The sequence below is a fragment of the Nocardiopsis sp. NPDC007018 genome, assembly GCF_040635075.1.
Classification (GTDB): Bacteria; Actinomycetota; Actinomycetes; order Streptosporangiales; family Streptosporangiaceae; genus Nocardiopsis.
Genome location: NZ_JBEYHA010000062.1, coordinates 15,562 through 29,956 on the forward strand (window position 1 = coordinate 15,562; position 14,395 = coordinate 29,956).

Sequence of the window (14,395 nt, forward strand, 5' to 3'; positions counted from 1 at the left end):
CTCACTCCCCCACGGGGGCTCCCACCCGTTCGCCCGCCCCGGGTGACGGAACCCCTCCCAGGTCGAAGACCGTGTCACAGGCGTCACGCACCGACGCGTCGTGGGTGGCGATCACCACCGCGCACCCCTCGTCGGCCATCTCCCCCAGGGTGTCGATGACCATGGCCCCGTTGGCGTGGTCCAGCGCTCCGGTGGGTTCGTCGGCCAGCACCAGGTCGGGACGCCCGACCAGGAGCCGGGCCAGCGCCACCCGCTGCTGTTCGCCCCCGGACAGGTGGTGCACCCGGTCCCTGCCCCGCCGGGGCAGGCCGACACGGGCGAGCGCCTCGCGCTGCCGTTCCCGGTCCCGGCAGACCACGTCGAGGTTCTGGCGCACGGTGGCGTTCTCGATCAGCGCGTAGTTCTGGAACAGGTAGCCCAGGTGGTCGCGGCGGAAGCGGCGGCGGCGCCCCGGTCCCCACCTGGTGACGGGGCGGCCGTCGAAGACGATCTCGCCGGAGTCGGGCTCCTCGAGGAGGCCGAGGCAGTTGAGCAGGGTGGTCTTGCCGCTTCCGGAGGCTCCGACGAGCGCCAGGAGCTCTCCGGGCCGGATGTCGAGACGAATCCCCTCCCAGAGGACGCGTCGTCCGAAGGACTTTCCGAGGTCGTGTGTGCTGATCACGCCGTACTCCTTGGGTCGGGGGCCTGGTCATGCCTGGGACGCGCCCTCGCGCACCACACGGCGGTGGAAGCCCGCGAGGGTGACGGTGACGAGCAGGAGGCCGGAGGCCGCGATGGCGACGGCCAGGAGGGGCTGGTACCCCAGCGCCGCCACCGATTCACCGGTGACGGGGTTGGCGGGGTCCGCCCGCCACGCGAGCTCGACCCGGGTCCGCCAGACGGCCCAGCCCACGAACAGCACGGCCAGGGCTCCCTCGACCGCGAGGAGTCGCCGGTGGACGGCGAGGAACCCCCACCCGGCGAGATGGCGGGCGAAGATCGTCTGGGCCCGGGTCCGCACGTGGATGACGCACACCGAGACAGCGGTCATGAGCAGGACCACGGTGGCCGCCGACAGGTTGAAGGTCTGGAGCCGCAGGTCGCGGACGAGCTGTGTCTGGAGGTCGGCCGCGCTGGTGACGACCATCTGGAGCCCGTTGACGTAGGTCGAGAACGGCGGTCGGGCGATGGACGCCTCCGCGACCCCGGGGTCGGGGAAGACCAGGCCCGCGCCGGTCGCGTAGGAGACGTAGCTGTGGTCGTCCAGGACTCCCCCGTTGGGCAGGACCACCACCACCGGGTCGTCCAGGTGGGACCGGCTGTGGTCGTCCCCGGGCTGCTGTGACCCGTACGTGAAGACCCGCTGACCGGCCTCGGTGGTCTCCACACGAAACTCCGGGGCCGGTTCCTCGCCGACGAACTCCAGCCAGGGGCCGAACCCCGCCACGAGGGCGTCCCTCTCCCCCGCCCGGTTCTCGGGGACGAGGAGGCGGACCCGCGCCTCCGGTTGGACGCGGTCGCCCCCGACCGCGATCACCTCCTGCTGATCCAGGTAGGTGTCGTTGACCACGAGCACGTCGTAGTCGGGGCGCGGCGTGCCGACCGGCAGGAGGTTCTCGGCCCGTTCCCGGGCGGTCAGGACGAGCTGGCCCTCGGCGTCGGCCTGGCGCAGCCAGCCCGCGACGAGCCCCTGCATGTCCTCCCGGTCGTCGGTCAGGTCGACGCTGCCGGTCAGGGAGAGTCGGGACGCCTGACCCGCCTCCGCGTAGCTGTCGAGGCTCTCCGCCTGGGCCCGGACGTTCTGGGCGGAGACGACGACGTGCCCGATCACCACGAGCACGAACACCAGCGCGGGGACCCGCACAAGGTAGGCCCCGGCCCCGGCCAGGCGGGCGGGGAGCCTCCCCTTGAGGGCGGCGGGGATGTCGGTGGCGTGCACCATGGCCAGAGCGAACGCGTGGGAGGCCAGGGCGGCGCCGAGGAGTAGTGCGAGGAGTTGGCCCGAGATCGCGGCGAACAGCGTCAGCTGTGACCACCGGTTGTAGACGTACAGGGCCAGGAGCACCAGGGCGGCGGCGCCGAGCCCCGGGCCCAGGTGGAGACGGGCCAGCTGGGCCAGGTCGCGTCCCAGGATGCCGGCGTAGGAGTGGCCCTGGAGCCGCAGTACGCCGTAGGAGCGGGCGTTGAGGAGGACTCCGGAGGCCGTGACCGTGACGGCGAACAGCAGGAGGATGACCAGCGCCGTGTCGAGGTCGCCGCCGTACCGGTACAGGTCGGTCCAGTTCAGGTCCTGGGCGCCGACGCTGGAGACCTCGCGCAGTCCGATCCCGGCGAGCTCCCGCTCGAAGCGTTCGGTGTCGGCCGCCGTCCCAAAGACGAGGTAGAACCCGCGCGGGTCGGGCTGTTCGAGGTCGGCGAAGGGGTGCACGTCCGTGCGCATCGTGTGCCCGAAGGAGGGGTATCCGGCCGTCAGCCAGTCCGCCGCGAGAGCCCCTTCGGCCCCGGGCGCCAGGTAGAGGTGCCGCATGTTGCCGGGGTCGTACAGGTCGGGTGTGTGCAGGGCGACGGACACCCCGGTGTCGCGGGCGAAGCGCTCGACCGTGTCGACGATCGTCGGCAGGTCGGCCTCCCCGGTGTTGCTGTTCACCCAGACCACGCCGGAGGGGACGGTGATCGCCATTTCCTCGTAGGTGCGCACCGTGACGAATCCAAGAAAGGCCGCGACCAGAAGGAGGGCGACATGGGTGAAGGTGACACTCCGGTGCAACACCGAGCACTCCGATAAATAGGGGGAAAAGGGACGGCGGTTCGCCGCCGCCCCCGCGGCCGTTCAGTTCAGCAGGAACTGACGTCGTTGTTCCAGTAGGTGGCGTTGTTCCGGTCCGCTCGCGGTGCGCTCGCGTACGACCACCGGCCCGCGGGCGCCTTGCCGGTGGAGGTGACGGTGCCCACCGCCGTGGACGAGTGGCACACGGCCTCGTGCAGGTAGTTCGAGTAGACCCGGGACGTGGTCATGCCGTGGTCCCACTTCCCGCCGCCGACGTTCTGGATACGGGCGGCCACGGGAGCGATCGCAGCGAACGCGAGAAATCCGGACAGAAATACTACGAGAGACGTACGTTGAACACTGCGCACTAATTCACCTTCTCCTCGGATTGGGAGTGCACGCCAATCCAAGCAGAGAGCGTCGATTCTTTTTGGGGAATCACCAGGAGAAAGGAGTAAACATGCCGAACGGCAGGATTCCCGCGCCGCGTGCGCGAAGAGAATTTCTGGTCGGGCCGTGAACCCGACCACGGAACGACCCGGCGCACACCCGGGGGGCGTGGGGGGTCGCCCCCCACAGAAACGACGAGACGACCCGGCGAGCGCGTTCACGCAAACAGGAACACCCCCGTGCGCGAGCCCCAGCGAGCGCACACCGGGGGGTGTGGGGGGTCGTCCCCCCACAAAAAACAACGGAACGACCCGGCGAGGAGGACGAAGTCCCCCGAGCAAGGTCGTTCCGGAGAGAAGTGGAGCTATGGGGATTCGAACCCCAGACCTCCTCCATGCCATGGAGGCGCGCTACCAACTGCGCCATAGCCCCGTGTGGGAGTCGTGGGGGCGTGTGCCCTTCCGACTCCCTGAACCTTAGCGGATGTTGGGCGGTTCGTCGAAACGGGTTCAGGCGTCGTCGCTGAGCACCACGGGCTCGGGGAGGCTGGCGGCGTTGTGTTCCATGAGCCGCCAGGTCTGGCCCCGGGTCTGGAGCACGGACCAGCAGGCGTTGCTGAGGGGCCCGAGGATCTCGCGCTGGTCGTCGGGGATGCCCAGCATGCGGGCGATGCCGACCCTGAGGGCGGCCCCGTGGCTGACGATGACCAGGAGCCCGCCGGGGCGGGTCCTGGCGATGCCGCGGTCGATGGCGGCGTGCATGCGGTCCCCCAGGTCGGAGATGTGCTCTCCGTCCGGGATGTCCATGCGGGGGTGTTCGACGGGCCAGCGTTCGGCGAGTTCGGTGGCGGTGTGCCCTTCCCAGGAGCCGCCGAAGCGTTCGCGGAGCCCCTTGTCGTACTCGACGGGCAGGCCCGAGGAGCGGGAGAGGTATCCGGCGGTGTCGGCGGCGCGCTTGAGGTCGGAGGCGACGATGAGGTCGGGGGCCAGTGTGGCGAGCAGACGACCGGCCCGTTCGGCCTGGGCGTGGCCGACCGGGTCGAGGTCGATGTCGGTCTGTCCCTGGAAGCGCTTCTCGACGTTCCAGGCGGTGCGTCCGTGCCGCCAGAACAGCACACGAGGGGTGTCGCTCACGTGGTGTGTCTTTCTCGTTCGGCGACCGGGCGGCCGCGGAGGCTACGACTCGTCCAGCGGGGTGCGCTCGGCCCCGCGGGCGCCCTCGGGGAGTTCGATCTCCGGGCAGTCCTTCCAGAGGCGTTCGAGGCCGTAGTAGCCGCGCTCCTCCTCGTGCTGGATGTGGACGACGATGTCCGCGTAGTCCAGGAGGACCCAGCGGCCGTCGCGTTCGCCCTCGCGGCGGACGGGCTTGGCGCCGGACTGGATGCGGAGCTGGTCCTCGATCTCGTCGACGATGGCGCGGACCTGGCGGTCGTTGGGCGCCGAGCACAGGACGAAGGCCTCGGTGATGACGAGCTGCTCGCTGACGTCGTAGGCGATGATCTCCTGGGCGAGCTTGTCGGAGGCGGCCTCTGCGGCGACCTTCACGAGTTCGAGGGCCCTGTCGGTGGCTGTCACGTTGTGCCTACTGCCTTACTTGGTCGGGTGCGGGTCCGCTGGGTGCGGTCAGGGCTCCAGGTAGAGCCCGGTCTTGTGGATGTAGCGGACGATGCCGTCGGGTACGAGGTACCAGATGGGTTCGCCCTTGCGGACGCGTTCGCGGCACTCGGTGGAGGAGATGGCGAGCGCGGGGACCTCCACCAGGGAGACCTTGCCCTCGGGCAGGCCGGTGTCGCTGAGGTGGTGTCCGGGCCGGTTACAGCCTACGAAATGCGCGAGGTCGAAGAGTTCGTCGACGTTGTGCCAGCTCAGAATGGCGCCCAGGGCGTCTGCTCCAGTGATGAAGAAGAGCTCCACGTCGGGGCCGTAGGTGGCGCGCATCTGGCGGAGGGTGTCGAGGGTGTAGGTGGGGCCGGAGCGGTCGATCTCGACGCGGTCGACCCTGAACTGGGGGTTCTCGGCGGTCGCGATAACCGTCATGAGGTACCGGTCCTCGGAGGGGGTGACCTTGGCGAGGTCCTTCTGCCAGGGCTGGCCGGTGGGGACGAAGACCACTTCGTCGAGCCCGAAGAGGTGGGCGACCTCACTCGCGGCGACGAGGTGGCCGTGGTGGATGGGGTCGAAAGTCCCGCCCATGATGCCGACCCGGGTCGGCGCGGCGCCGCCCGGTCTGGCGGGCGGGCTCCCCCCGTGGGAGCCGCCGGTGGCCTGGTGTGTCACTGTGCGCTCCGTTTCGCCGTGGCGCTGGGGTCGTGCCGGTTTCGGCCAACCGAGATTAGCCGACCCCATGGGCCGACGCCGCTCTCCGGGCGGGCGACCCGGTAACAGCTGGAACGCGGGGCGGTGTCCCGTACTTCCCGGAGGGGTTCGTGAAACACTCGGGAATCACGTCATATCTCGATGGCCCGTAACCGTGGCCAACGGGCATCGTGCCGCATAACATGCCGATATGGCCAACTCACCAGACCGCGTACGCGTCCGGCTCACCGACATCTCCCCGCGTGCCTACGAGCACCCCGCCGACCGTGGCGCCCTGGTCGCGCTGCGATCGCTGTCGGGCTTCGACACCCTCGTCAAGTCCCTGTTCGGGCGGATCAACGAGCGTTCGCTCCGCCTCATGTTCCTCTCCAGCGCCGTGCGGGTCAGCCCCACCCAGTTCCCGGAGCTGCACGACTACCTCCGTGACGCCGCCTACGTCCTCGACCTGGACGAGGTTCCCGAGCTCTACGTGAAGATGGACCCGCAGCCCAACGCGATGGCGATCGGCCGCAAGAAGCCGTTCATCGTCATGACGACCGGCCTGTTCGACCTCTTCAACGACGAGGAGAAGCGGTTCGTCATCGGCCACGAGGTCGGTCACGTGCTGAGCGGGCACTCGGTGTACCGCACCATGCTCCTGCTGTTGGTGTGGCTGTCCACGAAGATCATGTGGATTCCACTGGGCGCCATCGCGATCCAGGCGATCCTGGCGGGGCTGCGGGAGTGGCAGCGCAAGTCGGAGCTGTCCAGCGACCGCGCGGGGCTGCTGGCCTGCCAGAACCCCGAGGCCGCCAAGCGTGCCCTGATGAAGCTGGCAGGCGGCTCGAACCTCTCCCAGATGAACCCCGACGCGTTCATGGAGCAGGCCCGCGAGTACGAGAGCGGCGGCGACGCCGTGGACAGCGTCCTCAAGCTGATGACCACCCTCCCGCAGAGCCACCCGTTCGCGGTGGTGCGGGTGGCCGAGCTCCAGCGGTGGACCGAGAGCGGCGAGTACCAGCGCATCCTGGACGGCCAGTACTCCCGGCGTTCCACCGACCGGGACGCCAGTGTCTCCGAGGAGGCGGCGAACGCGGCCAACTCCTACCGCGAGGGTTGGAGCCGTTCCTCCGACCCGCTGGTGAAGACCATCCGGGACGTGGCGGGCGGCGCGGGGCGCGCCGGGGGCCAGATCTTCGACACGGTGGCCGACCGCTGGCGGGGCGGCCAGAGCGGCGGCTCCGACGGTGACGCGAACCGGGGCGGCGGCCAGTAGCCGCGTCACGACCGCGCGGGGGCGGTGCCCGGTCCGGCCGGGTACCGCCCCCGCGGCCTGTCCGGAGGCCGGCGGTTGGCCCGGCGCCCGCCGTCCCGCTGCCGCCGCTCAGCCGCGGCCCGGGAGGCTCCGGTCCGGCCCGGACGGTCAGCCCCAACCGCGCGCGAGCGCCGCGCGTACCTCCTGCCAGGCCGCGCGTTCGGGGTCGATGACGGCGAAGTGGTCGATCCCCGGGACCTCCCGGTAGTCGACGGTGTCCCCCGCCCGGCGCGCGGCCGCCACGTAGTCGCGGCTGTGCTCGACGGGAACGCGCTGGTCGAGGTCCCCGTGCACGACCAGTAGGGGCAGGCCCACGGGAAGCCGGTGCAGGGGCGAGGACTCCGCGTAGAGCTCCGGCGCGGGGTCGGCGCCGAGGAAGGGCACGACGGCGTCCTCTCCCAGTCGGGCCTCGGCGCAGCGGCGCAGGTCGGTGATGGGGGCGAGCGGCACCACGGAGGTCACCGGGGAGTCGGCGGCGGTCATGAGGGCCAGGTGACCCCCGGCCGAGTGGCCGACGGCGACCACGCGGGAGGTGTCGAGGCCGGGGTCGCGGTCGGCGGTGGCGGCGAGGAGGTCGAGGGAACGGGCGACGTCGTCGCGGGTCTGCGGCCACCCGCCGCCGTCGTCGCCGGTGCGCCGGTACTCGACGTTCCACACGGCCCATCCGGACGCGGCGAGGTCGCGGGCGAGCGGGTCCATCAGGCGGGCGTCGTGCAGGTCCCGCCACCAGCCGCCGTGCAGGAGCACCGCGACCGGGGCGGGCCCGTCGGTTCCCTCGGGGTCCCGGCGGTGGACGATCTGACTCGGGTGCTCACCGTAGGACGTCGTCGTCACCGGGGTCTCCTCGTCTCGTGTGCGGTCCCGGCGCTCCTTCGGGGCTCTCCGGAGGCGCCGGTGCCGCCCGCGCCGTGGGGTCCGCCGGGCTGCTCGGACGCCACCGCCGGTGCCGGGTGGCCGGTGCCTCGGAGGAACGTAGCAGGTCGAGGCGGGGGCGCGGCCCGTCGGCCCGTCCCGTGGGAGGCCTGCGGCTGCCCGCCCGGAAGGGCGCGGGCCAGGTGGCTCCCGGGCCGGAGTAGTCCTGGTCGGCGGCGGCGTGGAGAGTCCACTGGGGGTCGTAGAGGTGCGGCCTGGCCAGGGCGCACAGGTCGGCGCGGCCCGCCAGGACCGTCGAGTTGACGTCGTCGTGGGAGGAGATGGCGCCGACCGCGATGACGGGCACCCCGAGTTCCCGGCGGACGCGTTCGGCGAAGGGCACCTGGTAGCTGCGCCCGTAGGCGGGCCGCTCGTCCGGGGTGACCTGTCCGGTGGAGACGTCGATGGCGTCGGCGCCCGCGTCGGTCAGTGCGCGGGCGATGCGCACTGCGTCGTCGGCGGTGGTGCCGTCCTCCACCCAGTCGGTGGCGGAGATGCGGACGGTGAGGGCCTTGTGCTCGGGCCAGACGGCGCGGACCGCGGCGAAGACCTCCAGTGGGTAGCGGAGCCGTGCGGTGAGGTCGCCCCCGTAGCGGTCGGTGCGGTGGTTGGTGACCGGGGACAGGAAGGAGGAGAGCAGGTAGCCGTGGGCGCAGTGGAGTTCGAGGAGGTCGAATCCGGCGCGGTCGGCGGAGCGGGCGGCTCGGACGAAGTCCTCGCGGACGCGGGCCATGGCGGCGGGGTCGAGTTCCCCGGGCACCTGGTTGACGCCCTCCCGGTAGGGCAGCGGTGAGGGTGCGACCAGGGGCCAGTTCCCCGCGGGGAGCGGCTGGTCGATGCCCTCCCACATGCGCCGGGTGGAGCCCTTGCGTCCGGCGTGGCCGAGCTGGACCCCGATCCGGGCTCGGCTGTGGGCGTGCGTGAACGCGGTGACGCGGCGCCAGGCCGCCTCCTGCTCGGGCGTGTACAGGCCCGCGCAGCCGGGGGTGATGCGGGCGTCGGCGGACACGCACACCATCTCGGTCATGACCAGTCCGGCGCCGCCGAGCGCCTTCCCGCCCAGGTGGACGAGGTGGAACTCGCCGGGCAGCCCGTCCACGGCCGAGTACATGTCCATGGCCGAGACGACGACGCGGTTCTCCAGGAGGAGGGGGCCGAGCCGGAAGGGGTGGAACATGGGCGGTCGAGGCGCGGGTGCGGCGGTCTCCGGGGCCGGGGTTCCGGCTCCGGCCGGGGGCGGGGCCGGGGCCGCGGCGGGCCGCCCCGTCCCGGGAGACACGGCGGCCGGATCGGCGGTCTTCCTCGCGGGCTCCTCGGACGGGCGGTCGGCGGGCCCCGCCAGATCGCCCGCGACCTGGCGGGCGAACCAGCGGTCGACCCGGGCGACGAACTCCGGGTCGCGCAGGCGCAGGTTGTCGTAGGTGACCCTGCGGCTCCGGGTGAGCAGGTCGAAGGCGAACTGGAGCGGTTCGGCGTCCACGTGCAGGGCGATGTCCTCGAACCACTCCAGGCTGGCCCGCGCCGCCCGCTGCGTACTGGCCACGACGGGACGGCGTTCGTCCTCGTAGGCGCGCAGGGCCGCCTCCGTGGTGGGCTGTTCGCGTAGGCACACGGCGAGGGAGAGCGCGTCCTCCATGGCCAGTTTGGTGCCGGAACCGATCGAGAAGTGGGCGGTGTGCGCGGCGTCGCCGAGCAGGACCGTGGTGCCGTGGTGCCAGGTGCGGTTGCGCACGGTGGTGAACCGCTGCCAGCGGGAGTTGTTGGGGCGCAGGCGGTGCCCGCCCAGGACTCCGGCGAAGAGCTCCTCACAGCGGGAGACCGCCGCCAGGTCGCTCTCCCCCGGTGCCAGGTCGCGGTCGGTGAACCCGGCCGCGCTCCACACGTCCTCGGTCATCTCGACGATGAACGTGCTGGCGTCGGCGGAGTAGGGGTAGCAGTGCAGCTGAGCGACCCCGTACGGGGTCTCCAGCACGTGGAAGTTGAAGGCGTCGAAGACCAGGTCGGTGCCGAGCCACATGAAGCGGTTGCGGTGCCGTTCGAGCTCGGTGCCGAAGTCCGCGGCGCGGGCGGTTCGGGTGCGGCTGTGCGCACCGTCCGCCGCGACGACCAGGTCGTGGGTCCGGGCCAGTGCGTCGGCGGGCGGGGCCTCGGTGGAGCCGATGGTCCGGACCCCGAGTTCGTCGCAGCGGTCCCGCAGAATCCGGAGCAGCCGACGGCGGCCGATGGCGGCGAACCCGTGCCCGCCGGAGGTGGTGACGCGGCCCCGGTGGTGGACGTCGACGTCGTCCCAGCGGGCGAACTCCGCCGCCATCGTCTCGTAGACCACCGGGTCGGCGTGTTCGATGCCGCCCAGGGTCTCGTCGGAGAGCACCACGCCGAACCCGAAGGTGTCGTCCAGGGCGTTGCGTTCGTAGACGGTGATGTCGTGGGTGGGATCGAGCTGGCGGGCCAGGGCCGCGAAGTAGAGTCCCGCGGGCCCCGCCCCGATACACGCGATGCGCATCGTGCGGCCTTCCTGTTCTGAGGTGTCCCGTCACCGCGCGTCCGGGTCGGCTCCCTCACGGAGCCGGAACCGTTGGAGCTTGCCGGTGGCGGTGCGGGGCAGCGCGGTGAGGAAGACGACGGCGCGCGGGGTCTTGTAGGGGGCGATGCGCGCGCGGACGTGCTCCCTGAGCCGGTCGGCCAGCGCCGTGTCGGGGGTCAGCCCCGCGCGGGGCACCACGTAGGCGCGGACCGCCAGGCCCCGGTCGGGGTCGCGGACGCCGACCACCGCGGCCTCCTCGACGTCCGGCGAGGTGAGCAGGGCCTCCTCCACCTCCGCCGGGGCGATGTTGTACCCGGCGGAGACGATCATGTCGTCGCTGCGGGCGCGGTACCAGAAGTACCCGTCCTCGTCGCGCACGTAGGTGTCACCGGTGTGGTTCCACCCGTGGCGCACGTACTCGCGCTGGCGTTCGTCGGCCAGGTAGCGGCAGCCGACCGGCCCCCGGACGGCCAGGTGTCCGGGTTGGCCGTCGGGGACGGGAGCGCCCTCGTCGTCGAGGATGGCGGCCTCGAACCCGGGGACGGGGCGCCCGGTGGAGCCGGGGCGCATGTGCTCGTCGGTGGCGGAGACGAAGATGTGCAGCATCTCGGTGGCGCCGATGCCGTCGAGCATCCGGATACCGGTGGCGTCGTACCAGGCCCGCCAGGTGGCGGCGGGCAGGTGCTCGCCGGCGGAGACGCAGCGGCGCAGCGTGGACAGGTCGCGGCCCTCCAGCCGGGGCAGCATCGCCCGGTAGGCGGTGGGCGCGGTGAACACGATCGTGGCGCCGCGCTCGGTCACCGCGTCCAGGAGCGTTTCGGGACGCGGCCGTTCGAGGAGGACCGTGGCGGCCCCGGCCCGCAGCGGGAAGACGAGCAGTCCGCCGAGGCCGAAGGTGAAGGCGAAGGGCGGGCTGCCGACGAAGAGGTCGTCCGGTTCGGGCCGCAGGACGCGGGCCGAGTAGGTGTCCGCGACGGCCAGGACGTCGCGGTGAAAGTGCACGCAGCCCTTGGGCTCCCCGGTGGTGCCGGAGGTGTAGGCGATCATGCAGGCGTCGTCCGCCGCGGTGCGAACGGCGTCGAAGCGTGCGGGCGCCCCGCCGTCCCGGTGGGCCGCGACCCGGGCGGTGAGGTCGTCGGGGCCGGAGCCCCCGTAAACGAGGACGTCGGGGGCCCGGTCCCCGAGGTCGGCGCCCGCCTCGGTGAGGCCGTCCAGGAAGCGGGCGTCGCAGAGCGCGTGGGTGATCTCGGCGGATCGGAGCAGGGTGGCCAGTTCCCCGGCACGCAGGACCGGCAGGACGGTGACCACCACGCCCCCGGCCTTGAGGACGGCGAGCCAGCAGGCGGCCAACCAGGGGGCGTTGGGTCCGCGCAACAGGACCCGCTGCCCGGGCCGCAGGCCGTGCTCGTCCACCAGGACGTGCGCGACGCGGTCCACGCGGTCCCGCAGCTGACCGTAGGTGAGGCTCTCGTGCTCGCCGACCACACAGCGGCGGTCGGGGCCCAGGCGTGCGATGGTGCCGTCGAGCAGCTCCTCGGCGCAGTTGAGGCGGTCGGCGTGCTCCAGCGGCCGGATCAGCGGCCATTCCTCGGGCGGGGGCAGGTGGTCCCGGGTGAAGGTGTCCTCGTGCGCCGAGGCGGTGAGCGTCACGGCGGCGGGGGTCGCGGGCGGGGTCGGTTCGCCGGTGGGGGTCGAAGGGTCGGCCGGGTTCTGGTGCGACATGCTGGGCCTCCGTTGGGCGGGGGACGTCAGCCGGTGGTGCCGGGGCCTGTTCTTCGGATCGTCGCGCGCTCGCGTCGCCGGCCCGCGAAGGCATCCACAGGACGTCCTAGAGGTGGCGGGCGATGATCTGGCGTTGGACCTCCGAAGCGCCCTCGTAGATCCGTGGTGCCCGTACCTCCCGGTAGAGGTGTTCGAGCAGGTGCCCTCGGCGCAGGGCGCTGGCGCCGTGCAGCTGTACGGCGGCGTCCACCACGAACTGGGCGTTCTCGGTGGCGACGAGCTTGGCCATGGCGGACCGTGGTGTGATGTCGGGGCCGCCGGAGTCGTACTCGCTCGCGGCCGCGTAGACCATGAGCCGGGCGGCCTCGGTGCGGGTGGCCATCTCGGCGAGGGTGTGGGCGACGGTCTGGAGGGCGTCCAGTGGTCCGCCGAACGCCTGCCGTCGCGCGGCGTGCTCCCGGGCGGCGGCGAGCGCGGCGTCCGCCATGCCCACGGCGAAGGCTCCGACACTGGGCCGGAAGAGGTCCAGGGTGCGCATGGCCACGGCGAACCCGTGGTCGGGAACGCCCACGACGTCGTCGGGGCCGACCTCGACGCCGTCGAAGACCAGGTGGCCCAGGGCGTGCGGGGAGAGCATCTCCAACGGGGAGCCGGTGAGCCCGGACCGGTCGGCCGGGACACAGAAGGCGGTGACCCCCCGGGAGCGGGCACCGGGCGTGGTGCGGGCGAACACGGTGTAGAAGTCGGCGTCGGGCGCGTTGGAGATCCAGGTCTTCTCGCCGTGCAGGCGCCAGCCGGACCCGACGGGGTCGGCGCTCAGCGCGAGGGCTGCGGCATCGGAGCCCGCGTCGGGTTCGGTGAGGGCGAAGGCGGCGACGGCACGGCCGGTCGCGGCCTCGGGGAGCCAGCGCCGCCGTTGGTCGTCGGTGCCGGACTGTAGGAGCGGGTAGGCGCCCAGTCCCTGGAGGGCGAGCGCGGTTTCGGCGTGGGTGTCGACGCGCGCCAGGTGTTCGCGCAACAGGCACAGGCGGGTGGCGGGCGCCTCGCGCGGGGGTCCGTCGCCGGTGGCGCCCGGGAAGAGCGCCGGAAGCAGGCCGGACGCTCCCAGCCGCAGCAGCAGGGCGCGGTCCACCCGGCCCCGGGGTGCGGCGACGGCCGCCGCAGGGGGCGGCGCGGCGGGCGGCGCGGCGCCGAGGTCGGCGGCGCGCTCGCGGACCCAGGACGCGAACACGTGGTCGATGTCGATGCGGGGGAGCTCCATGGGCGGCCTCGGCTCTCGTCGTTACGTGATCCACGCCACATCATCAATGTACAATAATCTTGACGACCGTCAACAGTCCTCTATGAGGTGTGGTGTGGCGCGCACCGGACCTCCGATGGCGACGGGCGCCGTCCGGGGGCGGAGCGCGGAGGCCGCTATCGTGTCCGCGTGACGTCCAACAGCGACCGGCCAGCCGGGGCCGCCGACCCCCCGCCGGACGAACCCACGCGTACCGCGACGGAGGCCGAGCGCCGACGGCCCCGGTCACTGATCGTCTCCTTCTTCGGCACCCACGCCCGTGACCTCGGGGGATGGATCGGCGTGGGCGACCTCATCGCACTGATGTCCGGGCTCGACGTGGACGGACCCGCCGTGCGCTCGGCCGTGTCCCGACTCAAGCGCCGGGGGCTGCTGGAGCCCGAACGGCTCGGCGGGGCGGCCGGGTACCGCCTGTCGGAACGGGGGCGGCGCATCCTCGCCGAGGGGGACCAGCGCATCTTCGGCCACCGGGTCGCCCGGGTCGAGGACGGCTGGGTGCTCGTGGTGTTCTCGGTGCCGGAGTCCGAGCGGCGCCGCCGACACGCCCTGCGCGCCCAGCTCACCCGGCTGGGTTTCGGAACGACCGCCGCCGGTGTGTGGGTCGCCCCCGCCCACCTGGCGCCGCAGGCCCGCGCGACGCTGCGCGACCTCGGCCTGGAAGAGCACGCGGAGCTCTTCCACGCCTCCCACCTGGGATTTCGCGACCTCACCTCGTCCGTGGAGCGCTGGTGGGACCTCCCCGGGCTCCAGGCCATGTACCAGGACTTCCTCGACGAGCACGAACCGGTCGCGGCCGCGTGGCGGCGTCGGAGCACCGAGGACTTCCAGGACCGGCACACGCGCGCGGCGGCCTTCGCCGACCACCTGCGGGCGGTGGACGCCTGGCGCCGGATGCCCTACCTCGATCCCGGCCTCCCACCGGAACTGCTCCCCGACCGCTGGGCGGGCAGCCGGGCGGCGCGGGTCTTCTTCGAGCTGCACGCCCTGCTGCGCGGCCCCGGCCTGGAGCACGTCCGATCGGCCTCGGCTCCGGGCGGCCCCGCCGACCCGTAGCCGACCGGGCCCGGCACGGTCGGGAGCGCCCGGACGCCGGTCCGCCTAGATGAGTAATTCCCAGGGGTGCGTGGTCTGAGCATGAGGCGAGGGAGCCCATGGTCTTGTTGTGACGCAACACCTGAACTCCCTCGCCCAA

The 14,395-nt window shown here is 72.4% G+C and carries 12 protein-coding genes and 1 tRNA gene; 2 read left to right on the forward strand and 11 right to left on the reverse strand.

All coding sequences use genetic code 11. The annotated features are described in order from the left end of the window. Window position 1: 1 nt before the first annotated feature. The 7 genes from ABZ635_RS23855 to nadD form a co-directional block, all read right to left on the reverse strand. The gene (locus ABZ635_RS23855) at window positions 2-661 is read right to left on the reverse strand and encodes an ATP-binding cassette domain-containing protein (RefSeq protein WP_357769056.1); all 660 of its coding nucleotides are present in this window, start codon (window positions 659-661) and stop codon (window positions 2-4) included. Window positions 662-688: 27 nt separating this feature from the next. Beyond that, window positions 689-2,749 carry a hypothetical protein gene (locus tag ABZ635_RS23860; protein ID WP_357769058.1) on the reverse strand — a complete coding sequence of 687 codons (2,061 nt, stop codon included), beginning with the start codon at window positions 2,747-2,749 and terminating at the stop codon, window positions 689-691. A 65-nt stretch (window positions 2,750-2,814) separates the two neighbouring features. Further along, complete coding sequence (locus ABZ635_RS23865) at window positions 2,815-3,537, reverse strand: lactococcin 972 family bacteriocin (protein WP_357769086.1); 723 nt, start codon at window positions 3,535-3,537, stop codon at window positions 2,815-2,817. Continuing rightward, window positions 3,496-3,568 (reverse strand) — tRNA-Ala (locus ABZ635_RS23870). Before ABZ635_RS23870 ends, ABZ635_RS23865 begins: the two co-directional genes overlap by 42 nt. 77 nt (window positions 3,569-3,645) lie before the next feature. Then, window positions 3,646-4,269, reverse strand: coding sequence for a histidine phosphatase family protein (locus ABZ635_RS23875; RefSeq protein ID WP_357769060.1), 624 nt, complete (start codon window positions 4,267-4,269; stop codon window positions 3,646-3,648). A gap of 42 nt (window positions 4,270-4,311) precedes the next feature. Beyond that, window positions 4,312-4,710 carry a ribosome silencing factor gene (gene rsfS, locus ABZ635_RS23880; protein ID WP_357769062.1) on the reverse strand — a complete coding sequence of 133 codons (399 nt, stop codon included), beginning with the start codon at window positions 4,708-4,710 and terminating at the stop codon, window positions 4,312-4,314. A gap of 48 nt (window positions 4,711-4,758) precedes the next feature. Further along, window positions 4,759-5,412: a nicotinate-nucleotide adenylyltransferase gene (gene nadD, locus ABZ635_RS23885; RefSeq protein ID WP_357769064.1), complete on the reverse strand. Its 654-nt coding sequence runs from the start codon at window positions 5,410-5,412 to the stop codon at window positions 4,759-4,761. A 229-nt stretch (window positions 5,413-5,641) separates the two neighbouring features. On the opposite strand from nadD, the gene ABZ635_RS23890 reads away from it, so the two are divergent. Further along, window positions 5,642-6,706, forward strand: coding sequence for a M48 family metallopeptidase (locus ABZ635_RS23890; protein WP_357769066.1), 1,065 nt, complete (start codon window positions 5,642-5,644; stop codon window positions 6,704-6,706). A gap of 147 nt (window positions 6,707-6,853) precedes the next feature. Here the strand turns inward: ABZ635_RS23890 and ABZ635_RS23895 are convergent, their stop codons facing one another. From ABZ635_RS23895 to ABZ635_RS23910, 4 genes are all read right to left on the reverse strand, one after another. Continuing rightward, complete coding sequence (locus ABZ635_RS23895; RefSeq protein WP_357769068.1) at window positions 6,854-7,579, reverse strand: prolyl oligopeptidase family serine peptidase; 726 nt, start codon at window positions 7,577-7,579, stop codon at window positions 6,854-6,856. Further along, on the reverse strand, window positions 7,557-10,160 hold the full coding sequence (locus ABZ635_RS23900; RefSeq protein ID WP_357769070.1) for a bifunctional salicylyl-CoA 5-hydroxylase/oxidoreductase: 2,604 nt from the start codon (window positions 10,158-10,160) through the stop codon (window positions 7,557-7,559). The genes ABZ635_RS23895 and ABZ635_RS23900 overlap by 23 nt, the downstream gene beginning before the upstream one ends. A gap of 30 nt (window positions 10,161-10,190) precedes the next feature. Then, on the reverse strand, window positions 10,191-11,903 hold the full coding sequence (locus tag ABZ635_RS23905; RefSeq protein WP_357769072.1) for an AMP-binding protein: 1,713 nt from the start codon (window positions 11,901-11,903) through the stop codon (window positions 10,191-10,193). 106 nt (window positions 11,904-12,009) lie between these two features. Continuing rightward, window positions 12,010-13,164, reverse strand: coding sequence for an acyl-CoA dehydrogenase family protein (locus ABZ635_RS23910; protein WP_357769074.1), 1,155 nt, complete (start codon window positions 13,162-13,164; stop codon window positions 12,010-12,012). Window positions 13,165-13,332: 168 nt separating this feature from the next. Here ABZ635_RS23910 and ABZ635_RS23915 point away from each other — a divergent pair, with 168 nt between their 5' ends. Then, window positions 13,333-14,256 carry a PaaX family transcriptional regulator C-terminal domain-containing protein gene (locus ABZ635_RS23915; RefSeq protein ID WP_357769076.1) on the forward strand — a complete coding sequence of 308 codons (924 nt, stop codon included), beginning with the start codon at window positions 13,333-13,335 and terminating at the stop codon, window positions 14,254-14,256. Window positions 14,257-14,395: the final 139 nt, after the last annotated feature.